The 13,310-nt window shown below is 61.3% G+C and carries 11 protein-coding genes; 2 read left to right on the plus strand and 9 right to left on the minus strand.

The genetic code is table 11. The annotated features are described in order from the left end of the window. Positions 1-15 precede the first annotated feature (15 nt). Complete coding sequence (locus LY284_RS11095) at positions 16-864, plus strand: EcsC family protein (RefSeq protein WP_014190359.1); 849 nt, start codon at positions 16-18, stop codon at positions 862-864. On the opposite strand, the gene LY284_RS11100 is transcribed toward LY284_RS11095, so the two are convergent. From LY284_RS11100 to LY284_RS11110, 3 genes are all read right to left on the minus strand, one after another. Further along, a complete protein-coding gene (locus LY284_RS11100; RefSeq protein WP_014190358.1) occupies positions 834-1,757 on the minus strand; it encodes an alpha/beta hydrolase in 924 nt (307 codons plus the stop codon). The genes LY284_RS11095 and LY284_RS11100 overlap by 31 nt on opposite strands. Positions 1,758-1,782: 25 nt before the next feature. Then, positions 1,783-2,229 carry a CHRD domain-containing protein gene (locus tag LY284_RS11105; protein WP_014190357.1) on the minus strand — a complete coding sequence of 149 codons (447 nt, stop codon included), beginning with the start codon at positions 2,227-2,229 and terminating at the stop codon, positions 1,783-1,785. Between the two features lie 172 nt (positions 2,230-2,401). Further along, the gene (locus tag LY284_RS11110; RefSeq protein WP_014190356.1) at positions 2,402-3,568 is read right to left on the minus strand and encodes a porin; all 1,167 of its coding nucleotides are present in this window, start codon (positions 3,566-3,568) and stop codon (positions 2,402-2,404) included. A 443-nt stretch (positions 3,569-4,011) separates the two neighbouring features. On the opposite strand from LY284_RS11110, the gene LY284_RS11115 reads away from it, so the two are divergent. Further along, complete coding sequence (locus LY284_RS11115; protein ID WP_014190355.1) at positions 4,012-4,947, plus strand: LysR family transcriptional regulator; 936 nt, start codon at positions 4,012-4,014, stop codon at positions 4,945-4,947. A gap of 46 nt (positions 4,948-4,993) precedes the next feature. On the opposite strand, the gene LY284_RS11120 is transcribed toward LY284_RS11115, so the two are convergent. The 6 genes from LY284_RS11120 to LY284_RS11145 all read right to left on the minus strand — a co-directional run bounded on the left by LY284_RS11120 (position 4,994) and on the right by LY284_RS11145 (position 13,042). Then, the gene (locus tag LY284_RS11120) at positions 4,994-8,338 is read right to left on the minus strand and encodes an ATP-binding protein (RefSeq protein WP_233386057.1); all 3,345 of its coding nucleotides are present in this window, start codon (positions 8,336-8,338) and stop codon (positions 4,994-4,996) included. A gap of 205 nt (positions 8,339-8,543) precedes the next feature. Further along, positions 8,544-9,194: a response regulator transcription factor gene (locus LY284_RS11125; RefSeq protein ID WP_233386073.1), complete on the minus strand. Its 651-nt coding sequence runs from the start codon at positions 9,192-9,194 to the stop codon at positions 8,544-8,546. A gap of 107 nt (positions 9,195-9,301) precedes the next feature. After that, positions 9,302-10,069: a response regulator transcription factor gene (locus LY284_RS11130; protein ID WP_233386076.1), complete on the minus strand. Its 768-nt coding sequence runs from the start codon at positions 10,067-10,069 to the stop codon at positions 9,302-9,304. Positions 10,070-10,106: 37 nt separating this feature from the next. Continuing rightward, the gene (locus LY284_RS11135) at positions 10,107-10,889 is read right to left on the minus strand and encodes a response regulator transcription factor (RefSeq protein WP_233386083.1); all 783 of its coding nucleotides are present in this window, start codon (positions 10,887-10,889) and stop codon (positions 10,107-10,109) included. 305 nt (positions 10,890-11,194) lie between these two features. After that, positions 11,195-11,719: a single-stranded DNA-binding protein gene (locus LY284_RS11140; RefSeq protein WP_014190350.1), complete on the minus strand. Its 525-nt coding sequence runs from the start codon at positions 11,717-11,719 to the stop codon at positions 11,195-11,197. Between the two features lie 120 nt (positions 11,720-11,839). Beyond that, a complete protein-coding gene (locus LY284_RS11145) occupies positions 11,840-13,042 on the minus strand; it encodes an MFS transporter (RefSeq protein WP_014190349.1) in 1,203 nt (400 codons plus the stop codon). Positions 13,043-13,310 lie beyond the last annotated feature (268 nt).

Raw genomic sequence — 13,310 nt, forward strand, 5'->3', positions numbered from 1 at the left:
GGACTGAAACATCGCATGGAACCGACGCCGATCATCACTTCGCCGCTCACGCCCGAAGACTTCGCGGCCCTTTCGCGCGCGAAGGAGCTGCTGGAAAGTCCGTCGTTGACGATGAAGCTCGCGAGCGTCGTCGGCGCGCCCATCGAAAAGCTGATGGGCCGCCTGCCGGGCGTCGCGCAGGAGAAAGTCGACGAAGCGACGCAGATCGCGCTCAAGAAGTGTCTGCAACTTGCGCTGCGCACCCTGGGCAGAAGTTCGCCATCGGATTCCCTGCTCGCGCCGCCGCCGGACAAACCGCATAACCTGATGCACAAGCTGGCCGTCGCGACGACGGGCGCGGCGGGCGGCGCGTTCGGTCTTTTTGCGCTGCCGGTCGAACTGCCGGTCACGACCACGCTGATGTTCCGCTCGATCTGCGACATCGCCCGCAGCGAGGGCGAGGACGTGCATCGCGTCGAAACGCAGTTGCAATGCCTGATGGTGCTCGGCATGGGCGGCACCCGAGCCAGCGACGATAACGCCGATCTCGGCTATTTCATCGTGCGCGGCGCGCTCGCGCAGTCGGTTTCGCGCGCGACCAGCGACATCGCGTCGAAGGGGCTGAGCAGTCATGGATCGACGGCGCTCCTCAAATTCCTCCAGACGATCGCGTCGCGGTTCTCGGTGCAGGTCAGCGAGCAGGTCGCGGCCAAGTCGATTCCCGCGATCGGCGCAGTGCTCGGCGCAATGGTCAACACCGTGTTCATCGATCACTTTCAGCAGATGGCGCATGGTCATTTCACCGTGCGCAGGCTGGAGCGGCGCTATGGCGCATCAGCCGTCGAGCGCGCTTATCAGACGATCGAAGTCTTGAGCGGACGATGAGGCCGCGCGGCGCATGTCGCCGCGTCGATGAACGCGGCGGCGCGCGTCAGCGATTCGCGCGCTTCGGGCATGAACGGCGCCCAGATCTGAAAGATATGCGGGACGTCGCGCCACGTTTGCATGTCGACGCGCACGCCGGCCGCGCGGGCTTTCGTGGCGACGCGCGTCGAATCGTCCAGCAGCAATTCCGTGTCGCCGACATGAATCATGAGCGGCGGCAAGCCCGTAAAGTCGCCGAATAGCGGCGATGCGTACGGGTCGCGCGCGTCGGCGCCACCGAGATACTGCGCGGCCACGCGAGGAAACACCGACGCGTGATACATCGGATCGCGGCCCTCGTTGAATCGCATCGACTCACCGGCGCAGGTCAGGTCCGTCCACGGCGAGAACAGGACCGCCGCCGCGGGCAATGGATCGGCCGCGTCGCGCAATGCGAGCAGCGTCGCGAGCGCGAGGCCGCCACCGGCCGAATCGCCTGCGATGACGATCGATTGCGCGGGAACGCCGTCGGCGAGCAAGCGGCGATAGGCCGCGACGCTGTCGTCGAGCGCAGCCGGGAAGCGATGCTCGGGCGCGAGGCGGTAATCGAGCGAGACGACACTCGCATGGGCCCGCGTGGCCAGGCCGAAGGTGATGGCGCGGTGGCTGCGCGGCGAGCAGAAATAATAGCCGCCGCCATGAAGATAGAGGATGGTTGCGCTCGCGCGGGTTGCGGGCGAGAGCCATTCGCCGTTATCGCGTATCTCGAAGCGCCAGCCTTTAGGAACGCGCGGCGACCAGAGCCGGCGGGACGCGTATTTGCGCGCGAGTGCGACATCCAGTTCCGGTTTCGCCGATTGTGGACGCATACCGATGCGCACGCACCAGCAAGCCAGGGCGCTTTGCCAGCTCATCGGCGTCTGTTTCGCTTTGCGTGTTTTAGTTGACGGGCATCACCTGGCCGCGTATCTCGCCAGTGGGATTTTCCTGCGTGTGAATATTGAAGTACCACTGCCCGGCCATGAGGTCGATCACTTGCTGCTCGGTGAGCGTCGCTTGGCCAGTCATCGGGCTCGCGAGCGCTTTTTTGTCGACGGGCACCTGCACTTTGCCGTTTTGTCCGACGGGCGCGGGGCCGTGGAAATGGGCCATCGTCACCGGGCCGGATAGCTCGGCGTAAGTGGCAGTCCAGGCAAGCAGTTTCGTGTCGGTGTCGAAGGTGGCGTCGAGCACGCCGTGACCTTTGCTGACACGCGGAGGGACTTCGCTCGAAGGTTGCAGGTTGGCCTTGAGTGCGACGGTATCGGCGAGTGCGGCGCTCGAAGCAAGGAGCGAACACACTAATCCAGCAGTCCAACGACGATGCAATCTGCGTAACGCGATCATGCCTGCTCTCCTCGTAGCGGCCGGAACTCGAAGATCGATCTCCACACGGGCGTCTGCCGCGATCTCATCGTAGAGCATACGGCCTCGCGATGCATAACTTTCCCGTCTCTCAAACCAATGCAAAAGGGCACCTTGCGGTGCCCTTTTGTTACAGCTTACAACTCAACCACTTTTAGAAGCGGTGACGCATACCCGTGCTCACGACGACCTGACGCGAACTGCTCGACGGACCGAACGTGCCGTTGTTCGAGACCCATGCCGCAGCGCCGCCAGAACCAAGCTGACCAACGCCTTCGACGTAGACGTCGGTGCGCTTGGACAGCGAGTAGTCGGCCTGAATACCGAACTGATGCCAGCGGAACGTTTCCGCCGAGTTACCCGCGACTGCGGTCCGGCCTTGGGAGTACGTGTACGCAGCGCCGAGCGAGAGTGCCGGGCTCAGCATGTAGCGGCCATTGATTTCGTAGTTGTTCACGTACGTCGAATTGCCGCTGAAATACGAGCTATCCAGGCGCGACTGAGTCCAGAGAAGACCGAACGTCATCGCATCGTAGGAGTAGCCAGCACCAGCGCCGAACGTGCGCAGACGACGACCGGGCACAGACGCGATTTGATCGTCAGCCAACGAGGCATACTGGTTGCCAACGACTGCACCACCTTGGTTGGTCGCCGAATTCACGCCATTCGCTTGCATGTAAGCAAGACCGAATTTGAACGGACCATTGGCATAACCCGCGCCGACGCTGTACGCACGGTTGTTGCTGAAGTTACCGCCTTGGTTCGAGAAGCCATACAGCGCGCTCGCGGAGAAGCCGGCGTAGTTGGCGGTCTGGAACTTGACAGAGTTTGCGATGCTGAAATTGCTGTTCAGGTTATCGTTGCCCGCGATATGGCCGAAATACGTGCCACCCCACGTACCTGCCGCGCTGATCGGAGCCAGGTAGTCGATCGTGGAGTCGTATTGACGACCCAGCGTGAGGGTACCGGCCTGCGAGGACACACCAACGTAAGCCTGGCGATTGAAGAGTCCACCGCCGTTTGCGAGCGTACCGTTGCCCAGATTGACGCCGCTCTCCAACACGAAGATCGCCTTCATGCCGCCGCCCAGATCCTCTGCGCCACGCATACCCCAACGGCTTTGCTGCACGTTGCCGCCGCTCATGCCGATGTAGGTGCCCTTGATCCCATCGCGGTTCGGGTTTTCATTGAACACGTTATTCACGTACGTGAAACCGGCGTCAACGATGCCGTACAACGTAACGCTGCTTTGTGCGCTCGCGCCAGTCGCGAACGATGCGGCCAGAGCAGTCACTGCTGCTCCGATCAGATGCTTTTTCATGAGTGTTCCCTCTTGAGAGTCATGTGACTCGATGGTTGCTTTAGGCCCAAGGCATGCATCGGGCGAAAGCGCCTCTTCAATCGCGCTGCCCTACACCTTTATTCGGCACGTCGAAGTGTATTGGCCTGCTTTTTTGAGAAACCGAAGAGAGAAACACAAAAATCATTTCGAAAAATTCGAAAAGACTAATTTCAATATGAGGAAACGCTTAGCTTACCTATACTTACGATCGGTCAGAACGCGTGAACGTCCAGGCACGGCGAAACATTAGTTGCATTCACGCGACAGTGCCAAACATGCCACAGTCAACTAAGTTCGGAAGCGTCCGATTCGAACATCGCCACGGTGCCGCTACCATCGCGCACGCGAGGCAACCTCGTTATGTCTCGTCCGGAACAGTCGTTACGGCGCGTTCATCGAATGCTTTTCTGATCGCTTCCTGCATGAATCAACTCAACGCGATGCGTGTCTTCCTCGAGGTCGCGGAAACCGAATCTTTCAGCCGCGCCGCCGCCGCCCTCGACTTGTCCAACGCGGTGGTCACGCGCTACGTGTCTCTGCTGGAAGCGCGCCTCAATACTCGCTTGCTGAACCGGACGACACGCAGCGTCTCGCTCACCGAAGCCGGCCGCACATACGCGGAAGGCTGCCGCGCAGTGATCGAGCAAGTCGAAGCCATCGAGGCATCCGTATCGAACAGTTCCGCCGATCCATCCGGCACGCTCAAGCTCGTCGCTTCGGCTTCGTTTTCCGTGCTCGGTCTCACGCCGATGCTGCGCGCCTTTCGCGAGCGCTACCCAGGCGTGAAACTGCGCCTTTCGTTGTTGCATCGTCCGGTCGATCTTGTGGCGGAGGGCTTCGATGTCGGCATTGTCGTGCCTCACCTCGTCAACAGCGGGACGCTCATCAATCGCCCGCTGCTCAGGGTTGCCGCAGTGCTCGCGGCGTCGCCGGAATATTTGTCGCGGCAAGGCACGCCCGCTCGCCCCGCCGCACTGGCGACGCACGACTTTCTCGCGCCGTCCGTCGACATCCACGGGGCCGCGTGGTCGTTCATCGGGCCGTCGGGCGCATTGGAAAACGTCGTGCTCGATCCGGCCTATTCCGTCAACAGTTCGCAGATGCTGCGGCAAGCGGCCTTGTCGGGAATGGGTATCGCCGTGGTGCCGGAGAGCCACGTGAAGCAGGACTTCGAGACGGGCGCACTCGTCCGGCTTCTGCCGAGTTACAGACTGAAGGACGCCGACAAAGAGGTGTCGATCGTCTACCCCGGACGGAAGCACGTGCCAGCCAAGACGCGCTCGTTCGTGGACTTCGCGTTGGGATTTTTTCGCGACAGCGAAGCGGCGACCGAGAGTGCCGATTCGCCGATAGACTGAAGCGCGAAGCGGCGGTTCTGCACCGCCTCGCATGCGGCGAATGGATCTAGAGGATCGTGGCGCCCTGCGCGTCGATCCGTTCGAGCAGGTGTTCACATCGCGTGATCAATGCCGAACCCTCACGACGACGCTCTTCTCGCGATTTCTTCGACAAGTCGCGACGGAAGTCTTCGAGCGCCCGAATCAGCGGCCGATACTGCAACACACTGGCCGCACCGATCACGCGATGATGCCATTCGCGCAAATCGTCGACCGTGCCACGATCGAGCAAGGGTTCAAGCGCGACGAGATCCTCGCGAAACGACGACACGAACGCGTCCAGCAACGCCTTGACCGTCGATTCAGTGCCCCACAGTTGCGCCATCGCATTCAGATCGAGTTCGTCCGCGTCGCGCGGCGGGTCGGCGGCGATTTGCCCTGCGTGCGCGACGGCTTCGGGCGCAGCGCAATCGGTCGTCACCCACCAGCGATTCAAATGCTCGCGCAACGTGGCGAGCCGGGTGGGCTTGACGAGACAGTCGTCCATGCCGGCTTCGCGGCATCGGCGCAACTCATCCGGCGCGGTGCTTGCCGTGATGCCGAGAATCGGCAATCGACGCGACGTGCCGGCTTCGTCGGCGCGGATGCGGCGCGCGAGCTCATAGCCCGTCATGTTCGGCATGTGACAATCGGTGATAAGGAAGCCGTAGCGCGTATAGGCCAGCGCCGTGAGCGCCTCGGCCCCGTCGTGCACGACGTCGCACGCAAAACCGAGCAGCGACAACTGATGGCGGATCAACTCCTGATTCACCGGATGATCTTCGGCCACGAGCACGAGCTTGCCGCGACGCAATGCGTCTTCGCGGTCCGGCGGCGCCATCTTCGTATCCGGCCCGAGCGTCACACCGGATGCGATCTGCGGCATGCCCGTCAGCGCGGCGACGCACGCAGCGCCAAGACCGTGCCACGAGATCGGATTCACGCTCACACGGATGTCGTCTTCGAGAATCCTGTAACCGGTTGGCTTCGGCTTCTCGGTCACGTGAATCACGCGCGAGCCGAGCAGCGCCGGACTCTTTTGCGCATCACTCCGGAAAACGATATCGACCTCTTCGAGCAACTGCGATTCCTTCCGAGCCAGTTCGCAGGAAGCATGACGCTGCAATACGAGACCGAGCGCTTCGCCATAGTGCATCAGCGCCGCCGCAACGCGATCGTCGTCGATTGCGACAATGCCGCGCTTGCCCCGCAGCCCTTCGATCTGATAATGCAGGGTTTCTACGGGCATAGTCAGGCGAACGGTCATCGCGGTTCCTACGCCGAGCGCGCTATCCAGACTCATCGTTCCGCCCATCAGTTCGATGAGGCGCTTGCAGATCGTCAGTCCAAGCCCGGTGCCGCCGAAGCGGCGCGTCGTGGAAGTCTCCGCTTGCACGAACGGCTCGAACAGGCTCTGCTGAGCTTCGGCGGCAATGCCTATTCCCGTGTCCTTGACGCACAGTTCGATCGCCTGCTCCGAGTCGCGCTGTTCAACTGCGCGAACTTGAAGCGCGACTTCGCCCTTGATCGTGAACTTGATGGCGTTGCTCATCAGATTGAAGAGGATCTGCCTGAGGCGCACGCTGTCGCCTCGCACGGACGCCGCCACTTCCGGCGCCACGTCGACTCGCACGCGCAGTCCCTTCTCATGCGCTCGCCCGGCAAGCAGGCCGACCGCGCTATCGACGAGTTCACGCAGGTCGATGGGCGTGGACTCGATCGCCAGCCGCCCGGCCTCGATCTTGGAATAGTCGAGAAGGTCGTCGAGGATTTGCAGGAGCGCGCTCGCGGAATCCTGGATCATGCCCAGCATCTGCGACTGGTCCGAATTCAGCCGTGTGTTTTCGAGCACTTCGACGAGCCCCAGGACGCCGTTCATCGGCGTGCGAATCTCGTGACTCATCATCGCCAGAAAATTGTCCTTCGCACGCGACGCGGCTTCTGCGGTGTCGCGCGCGCGCGAGAGTTCGTCCGCTCGGGCGCGCTCCACGCTGGCATCGGCCCAATAGCCGCTCCAGACAACGGCGCCTTCGTCTTCGCGATGCGCCACGAGATCGGCGCGAATCCAGCGCATGACGCCGTCGATGGTCGAACGGAACTCGGTGTGCAACGGTTCCAGCGTGCGCGCGGACATCTCGATTTCGCCCAGCAGACGGGCGCTGTCCTCGGCGTGAACGTGCGTCAACGCGTGAATCGGGTCGTCGGCGAGCGCGGCAACGTTGAGCCCGAGCAATTGACGCGTATCGCCGTCGATATAAGGAAGGCTGTACGTGCCATCATGCGCGCGCCGCAACTGGAAGACGACCGCCGGCAGCGATCGCGTGACGTCGTGAAGACGGCGCTCCGTCTGGCGTGCGCGCGTTTCGGCATCGCGGATATCGGTGATGTCGATCATCGTGCCGACGACGCCCGCGCGCTCTCCGTTCGACGCCGTAAACGCTCCGGTCCAGAAGAGTCCGCAGCGTGCATGATTGTCGTTATCGAGGAATTCCGTTTCGACCTCCTGCCGCTGGCCGGTGGCGAGCGTCACCGCGGTCAGTTCGTGCAGCACGCCGCTATGTTCCGTGCCCCACGCGGCCACATCGACGCTGGTCCGCCCAAGAATGTCTTCGCGCCGCACGCCGAGCGCCTGCTCGAACGCGCGATTCACCGCGACGTAGCGATTCTGCATGTCCTTGGCGACGAGCGGATACGGCACGACCTCCATCATGGTTTGCTGAAAACTCAGCTGCGTGGCGAGACGCTGCTCTGTGTCCACGCGCCGGCTCATTTCGTGTTGCAGCCGGAGAAGTGCGCGCAGCGTCACGAACAATACTGCCGCAATGCCGATGAGGGCCGGCAGCAGACGCAAGGCCGTGACGTTCCAGACCGTGGCGACAGACAGACCGTTCTGCGCAACGGGAGCGTTCAATTCGGGAAGCTGCACGAACGCGCGCCTGACAAGCTGATCGAGCGGATGCAATTCGGAGCGCATGGCGTAATTCAGGCGTCCCGGCGGGCTCGGCGTCACGATCATGTCGATATCGCCACGCTGAAGTGCCGATCCGGCCATGGTCCAGTCGTTGAAGTGTTGCGCGTCGAACGTCACGCCGAGCGCCTTCTCGATTTTCGAGAGCGCGACTCGCGGCGATTCCAGGTTCGCGTCCGTGGACTCTGCCCCCTCGATAACGCCCACGACGATCGGTTTCAGCGTGCGCAGATAACCGCGCTCGGAATCGTCGAGATCGACTGAAGCCGTTGCGCTTTGGGCATCCGCGTTTGCCCGAACGGAACGCGATGCGGCGCTGGCGTGGATGCCGGACTCGGCGGCGTGACAATACAGAGGCGCAAAAAGCCAGAGAAGAAGAAGGCAACGCGCGAAGAATGATCTCAATTCGAACCCCTAGATGCGGGCCGACGCTTGCAACGACAGTTGCTTCGCCGGCTGAGCAGGAGCGCGGGAACGCCGTGAGCGTCCGCGCGCTTCGTGCCTGCCTGTCGAAGGCTAGTGTCTTGAGTCTGAGCCGCAACGCATCGAGATCGAATCAGAGCGATCCCAATTTGCCCCGCAAATGCACGGCGCCATTAGGAATTTAGGTTCAGATCAAACCGATTTGCTGCAAGTAGCTGACGAGTTCGGTTTCGCTCTCGAGTCCGAGTTTGCGCATGCCGCTGCGTTTTTGAGTGGCGATCGTTTTGCGGCTTCTCCCGAAGTGATCCGCGATCTCATGCACCAGCAACCCGCGGGCGTACATCTGGAATACTTCCCACTCGCGCCGGCTCAGCACGCCGGCGCGCGCGGGCGATGTAAGCGGCAGGCGGCTCACTGCTGCTTCGACGAACGGCGAAAAGAAGCAGCCGCCGGCCTCAACTACGGAAATCGCGTCAGCCAGATATTCGAGCCCGTCGCGCTTGTCGACCACGGCGTCCACGCCGACTTGCACGAGCCCCGCCAGCATCCGTGCCTGCGACAACATGGTGAGCACGATCACTTTCGGCCTGCGTTCCTGCCAAGCCAGTCGCTTGAGAAACGAAACGGAACTGCTTTCACCGTCGATCCCACGCATGCCGATGTCCGAAAAGACGAAGTCGCACGGCGTGGTATCGAGTGCATTGGCAAGCTCCAGCGTGTCGCGTGCAGTCGCGACAACCTGGACCGCCCCGTCACGCTCCAGAAACGTTTGAATTCCTTTAACGACAACCGGATGGTCGTCGGCAACGATCGCTCGTAGCGGCGTGTTAGTTCTCATTTTTTTATGCGTTATCTAGAGACAATCCGGCACGCATCATTCTTTGATCGATTGAGCCTTGTCTCCTTGCCGGCCTCGTAAAACCCGTGTCTTGCGGTACAAGCGGTCTATATCGAATGGCTGTCCGCGATGAATCGATACAAATCAGTGTCGGTGGATAGATCCAGCTTTCGCATCGCCGCGCATTTCTGTGCACTGATCGTCTTCACGCTGCGCCCGAGTTCCCGGGCGATTTCAGTCACGTTTGCCCCCCGCGCATAGCGCTCGATGACTTCCAGTTCGCGGTTCGTGAGTCTCTGACGAATGAAACGCGCGTGGCTTTCAGCGTCCGCCAAAGCCAGCATGCGGCGCACCGCGGGTCCGAGATACGTCTCGTCGGCCATGACCGAGACAATCGCGACGTAAATCAGATCGAGCCGGTCCTCTTTGCTGAGGAACGCATGGGCGCCCGCTTCCAGCGCCTGTTTGACGAGCGAGGCGTCGTCGCTGCGCGACAGGACGACGATGCGGACCTCCGGGTAATGAGTTGAAATATGCTGAATCAACTCGATTCCGTCGCCGAAGCGGCCGCCCGGCATGAAGAAATCGATGATGGCAACGTCGAATTCGCGCCGCGCGAGCGCCTCGTCGAGTTGCGTGGAGTTCGTGTTCCGACTGACCACTTCAACATTCGGAAAATGCCCGGCGAGCCGCTCGATGGCGAGAATGACCAGCGGATGGTCGTCCGCTATGGCTACTCTGATTCGTTTGGCGTGCGAGAACACGCGCTCCCCGTTCTCAAATTCCATCGACTCCAACCTCATTGCTTTGCGCGAATTCAAATCGATATCAACAGGCGAATTAGAAGCATGAGATACCGAAACCTTGCGATACATAAGATGCATCCGAATTCAAATAAACAAATCAAAAAACTCAACCGAGACCGCGCGCGCGAATAAAGGCAAACAATCCAGGATCGTTTCGCACGCCGAGCTTGTTCATGGCATCGCGCTTCTGACGGCTGATGGTGCGGACATCGCGATCGAGTTCCTTCGCGATTTCAGTAATCGAATGCCCCTTGGCAAACAATCGAACCACCTCGATCTCCCTGGACGAGAGACGCGGCTCTTCCGAGGAAAACTCGGTTTCCGCGCCCGCCTCCGCGAGCGCGGTGACGAAGGACGCGCTCACGAAGCGCCTTCCGAAGCTCGCATGCCGCACGGCTGTCGCCACGAGCTCGATCGGTTCGGCCTTGTTCACGAGGCTGATCGCGCCGGCGTTCAGAATCGAGCGCAGAATCGCGACATTGCTGACGCTCGTCAGCACCACGATACTGACGTTCGCGAAATCTTGGCGCACCTGACGAATAAGCCGAAGCCCGTCGTTTGCATCCACGCCCGGTTCGGGCATGGCGAAGTCGGTGACCAGCACATCGCACGGCTTGATGGCGAGTTCAGCCAACAGCGTGCTTGCGTTGTTCGCCTCGCCGACGACTTTCATTCCAGCGTCGGCGGCAAAGAGCGCTTTCATCCCAAGTAGAACGAAAGGATGATCGTCAGCCAATATAATTCGAAGCTTCACGGAGGCCCCCGGTTGATTGTTAGGTCTTGATTCTCTTGTTGTTGTCTTTCTGGAAACGCCGGATGTTCTTCTGCACTCCTCATCCTTGGACTTGTTTTCGAACCCGCATTTAGCAGATCTCGATAAACAATTCATCCACGCGTCTTACTCAATGCCAACAAGCAAATAAATATTCGCCTCTAATTCTTGAATTCACTTCAAAAATAAAATGCGGATATTTCGCAGACCATAGGAAAAATCCGATTAATCTTCCTCGCGCGCTCAAACTTGAATCGGGGCTGAACTTCGTCATCCACGCGATTTCGAGAGATTAATATTTCGCGGCGAAAAAAGGGAGTACGCGCGCCACAATTCGGAAAGCGCCTTGCTGGAATGAAAAATGGGCCCCGGGCTTTACAGCCCGAGACCCATCGATGGATGCGCTAAAAGTTGCCGCGACGTCAGAACGGGATATCGTCGTCCATGTCGTCGAAACCGCCGCCCGCCGGCGCGCTCGGACGGCTGGAGCCGCCGCCCGCGCCGCCGCCACTCGCCCGGCCGCCAGCCGGGGCACGCCCGCCGCCGCCGCCGCCGGAACGCTCCATAGGGGCGCTGCGGCTATAGCCGCCTTCATCGCCGCCGCCCGCGCCGCCGCGTCCACCAAGCATTTGCATCTGATCCGCGACGATTTCGGTCGAATAACGCTCCTGGCCCGCTTGATCGGTCCATTTGCGCGTGCGAATACGCCCTTCAATATAAACCGACGAGCCTTTTTTCAAATATTCGTTGACGATTTCCGCGAGCCGGCCGAAAAACGCCACGCGATGCCACTCGGTGAGTTCCTTGAATTCGCCGGAGGCCTTGTCCTTGTATCGGTCCGTCGTCGCGAGACGGATGTTGGCCACGGCGTCGCCGCTCGGGAGGTAGCGGGTTTCCGGGTCGGCGCCCAGATTGCCCACGAGAATGACCTTGTTGACTGATGCCATGATTTCTCCGGTAAAATTCCTTGCAAACTGTCAACCGTACGGTGCGATCGAACGATCCCGTCTTTCAGACGCGGATTCGGCTGCACCGTGCCGGTTTGATTCGATGATTCAACAATGCGCTCACGCCGTGCGCCCGGTTCTGCGCGGCGGCGCCTTCATGCTCGCCGCGACGATGAGCCATGCGAGCACCAGCGCGGAGCAGGCGTAAAAGACCGCGCTCGGCCCGTCGAGCTTCAGCAGCCAGCCGCCGATCACGCCACCGAGCGCCAGGCCGATGGACTGCGTCGTGTTGTAGACGCCTGCTGCCGCGCCCTTTCTCGTGCCCGGTGCGAGCTTCGACACCAGAGACGGCTGCGACGCCTCCAGCACGTTGAAGCCGAGAAAGTACACGAACAGAATGGCGGCCACGGACCACAGCGTATGGGGAGCGGCGCCTAATAACAACTGACCGATCAGGATAAGCCCGATCGCACTCAGCATGACGCTCTTCATTTTTCCACGTTTCTCGGCGGCGATGATGGCCGGAACCATCATGACGAACGCGAGCCCCATCACGGGCAGGTAGATTTTCCAGTGCGATGCGACCGGCAACCCGCCATCGACGAGAATGCGCGGCACGACGAGAAAAAGCGCCGTCTGCGTGGCGTGCAGCACCAGCACGCCGAAGTTCAGGCGCAGCAATTCGACGTTGTGCAGCACTTCGGCAAAAGGCGCCTTGACGTGCACCGGAGGCGCGGGCGGGTCCGGCACGATCCAGAACACCACGCCCACCGCGAGGATCGAGAGCACGCCGATGACCGTGAAAAGGCCGCTCATGCCGACCCAATGGAACACGATCGGCGCGCCGACGATCGCCACCGCGAACGACACGCCGATGCTGCCGCCGACCATCGCCATCGCCTTGGTGCGGTTTTCTTCGTGCGTGAGATCGGCGATGAAGGCGATCACCGCCGACGACACCGCGCCCATGCCCTGAATGACGCGCCCCGCGATGATCCACGCCATCGAATGCCCGACCGCCGCGACGAAACTGCCGAGCGCGAACACCAGCAAGCCGAACGCGATGACCGGCTTGCGCCCGAACTTGTCGGAAACCCAGCCGTAGAAGATATAGAGCATCGACTGCGTCACGCCGTATGCGCCGAGCGCAATGCCGACGAGCAGCACGTTGTCGCCGCCGGGGATGGTTTTCGCGTAGACGGAAAACACCGGCATGATCATGAAGAGCCCGAGCATGCGCAGCGCGAAGATGGCGGCGAGCGACACGGTCGCGCGCAGTTCCGGCGCGCTCAGACGTGTGGACGTGGCAGACGGATTGGACATCAGAAACGGGAAATGGATGAGAGTCGCGTCTGGCCTGGCCTGCGGCGCAGCCAGGCGCGGCCGCCTTGTTCTTGCTCGAAACGGCACTATATGGGACGCACGGCCCGAAAACGCCGCACGTGGGCCAGCAAGTCCCCGCGCCGGCCGACCGGCGCGCATCCGGCCCTCAGGGCCCGGGCGCTGCGCCCTTTAAAAGTCGTTATAGTAGCAGGTTTGGCCCCCTTCCTTTCCGCCCGGCGCAGGCAACCCGCCCTGCCGGGACGGGAAA

The organism is Caballeronia sp. PC1 (assembly GCF_021353155.1).
Lineage (GTDB): Bacteria > Pseudomonadota > Gammaproteobacteria > Burkholderiales > Burkholderiaceae > Caballeronia > Caballeronia cordobensis.

Excerpts from the sequence above, each read along its gene's own strand:
- LY284_RS11095 (WP_014190359.1), top strand. The coding sequence starts at position 16 with ATGGAACCGACGCCGATCATCACTTCGCCGCTCACGCCCGAAGACTTC.
- LY284_RS11140 (WP_014190350.1), bottom strand. The coding sequence starts at position 11,719 with ATGGCATCAGTCAACAAGGTCATTCTCGTGGGCAATCTGGGCGCCGAC.
- LY284_RS11125 (WP_233386073.1), bottom strand. The coding sequence starts at position 9,194 with ATGAGAACTAACACGCCGCTACGAGCGATCGTTGCCGACGACCATCCG.
- LY284_RS11135 (WP_233386083.1), bottom strand. The coding sequence starts at position 10,889 with ATGAATTGTTTATCGAGATCTGCTAAATGCGGGTTCGAAAACAAGTCC.
- LY284_RS11115 (WP_014190355.1), top strand. The coding sequence starts at position 4,012 with ATGAATCAACTCAACGCGATGCGTGTCTTCCTCGAGGTCGCGGAAACC.
- LY284_RS11105 (WP_014190357.1), bottom strand. The coding sequence starts at position 2,229 with ATGATCGCGTTACGCAGATTGCATCGTCGTTGGACTGCTGGATTAGTG.
- LY284_RS11100 (WP_014190358.1), bottom strand. The coding sequence starts at position 1,757 with ATGAGCTGGCAAAGCGCCCTGGCTTGCTGGTGCGTGCGCATCGGTATG.
- LY284_RS11145 (WP_014190349.1), bottom strand. The coding sequence starts at position 13,042 with ATGTCCAATCCGTCTGCCACGTCCACACGTCTGAGCGCGCCGGAACTG.
- LY284_RS11110 (WP_014190356.1), bottom strand. The coding sequence starts at position 3,568 with ATGAAAAAGCATCTGATCGGAGCAGCAGTGACTGCTCTGGCCGCATCG.
- LY284_RS11130 (WP_233386076.1), bottom strand. The coding sequence starts at position 10,069 with ATGTATCGCAAGGTTTCGGTATCTCATGCTTCTAATTCGCCTGTTGAT.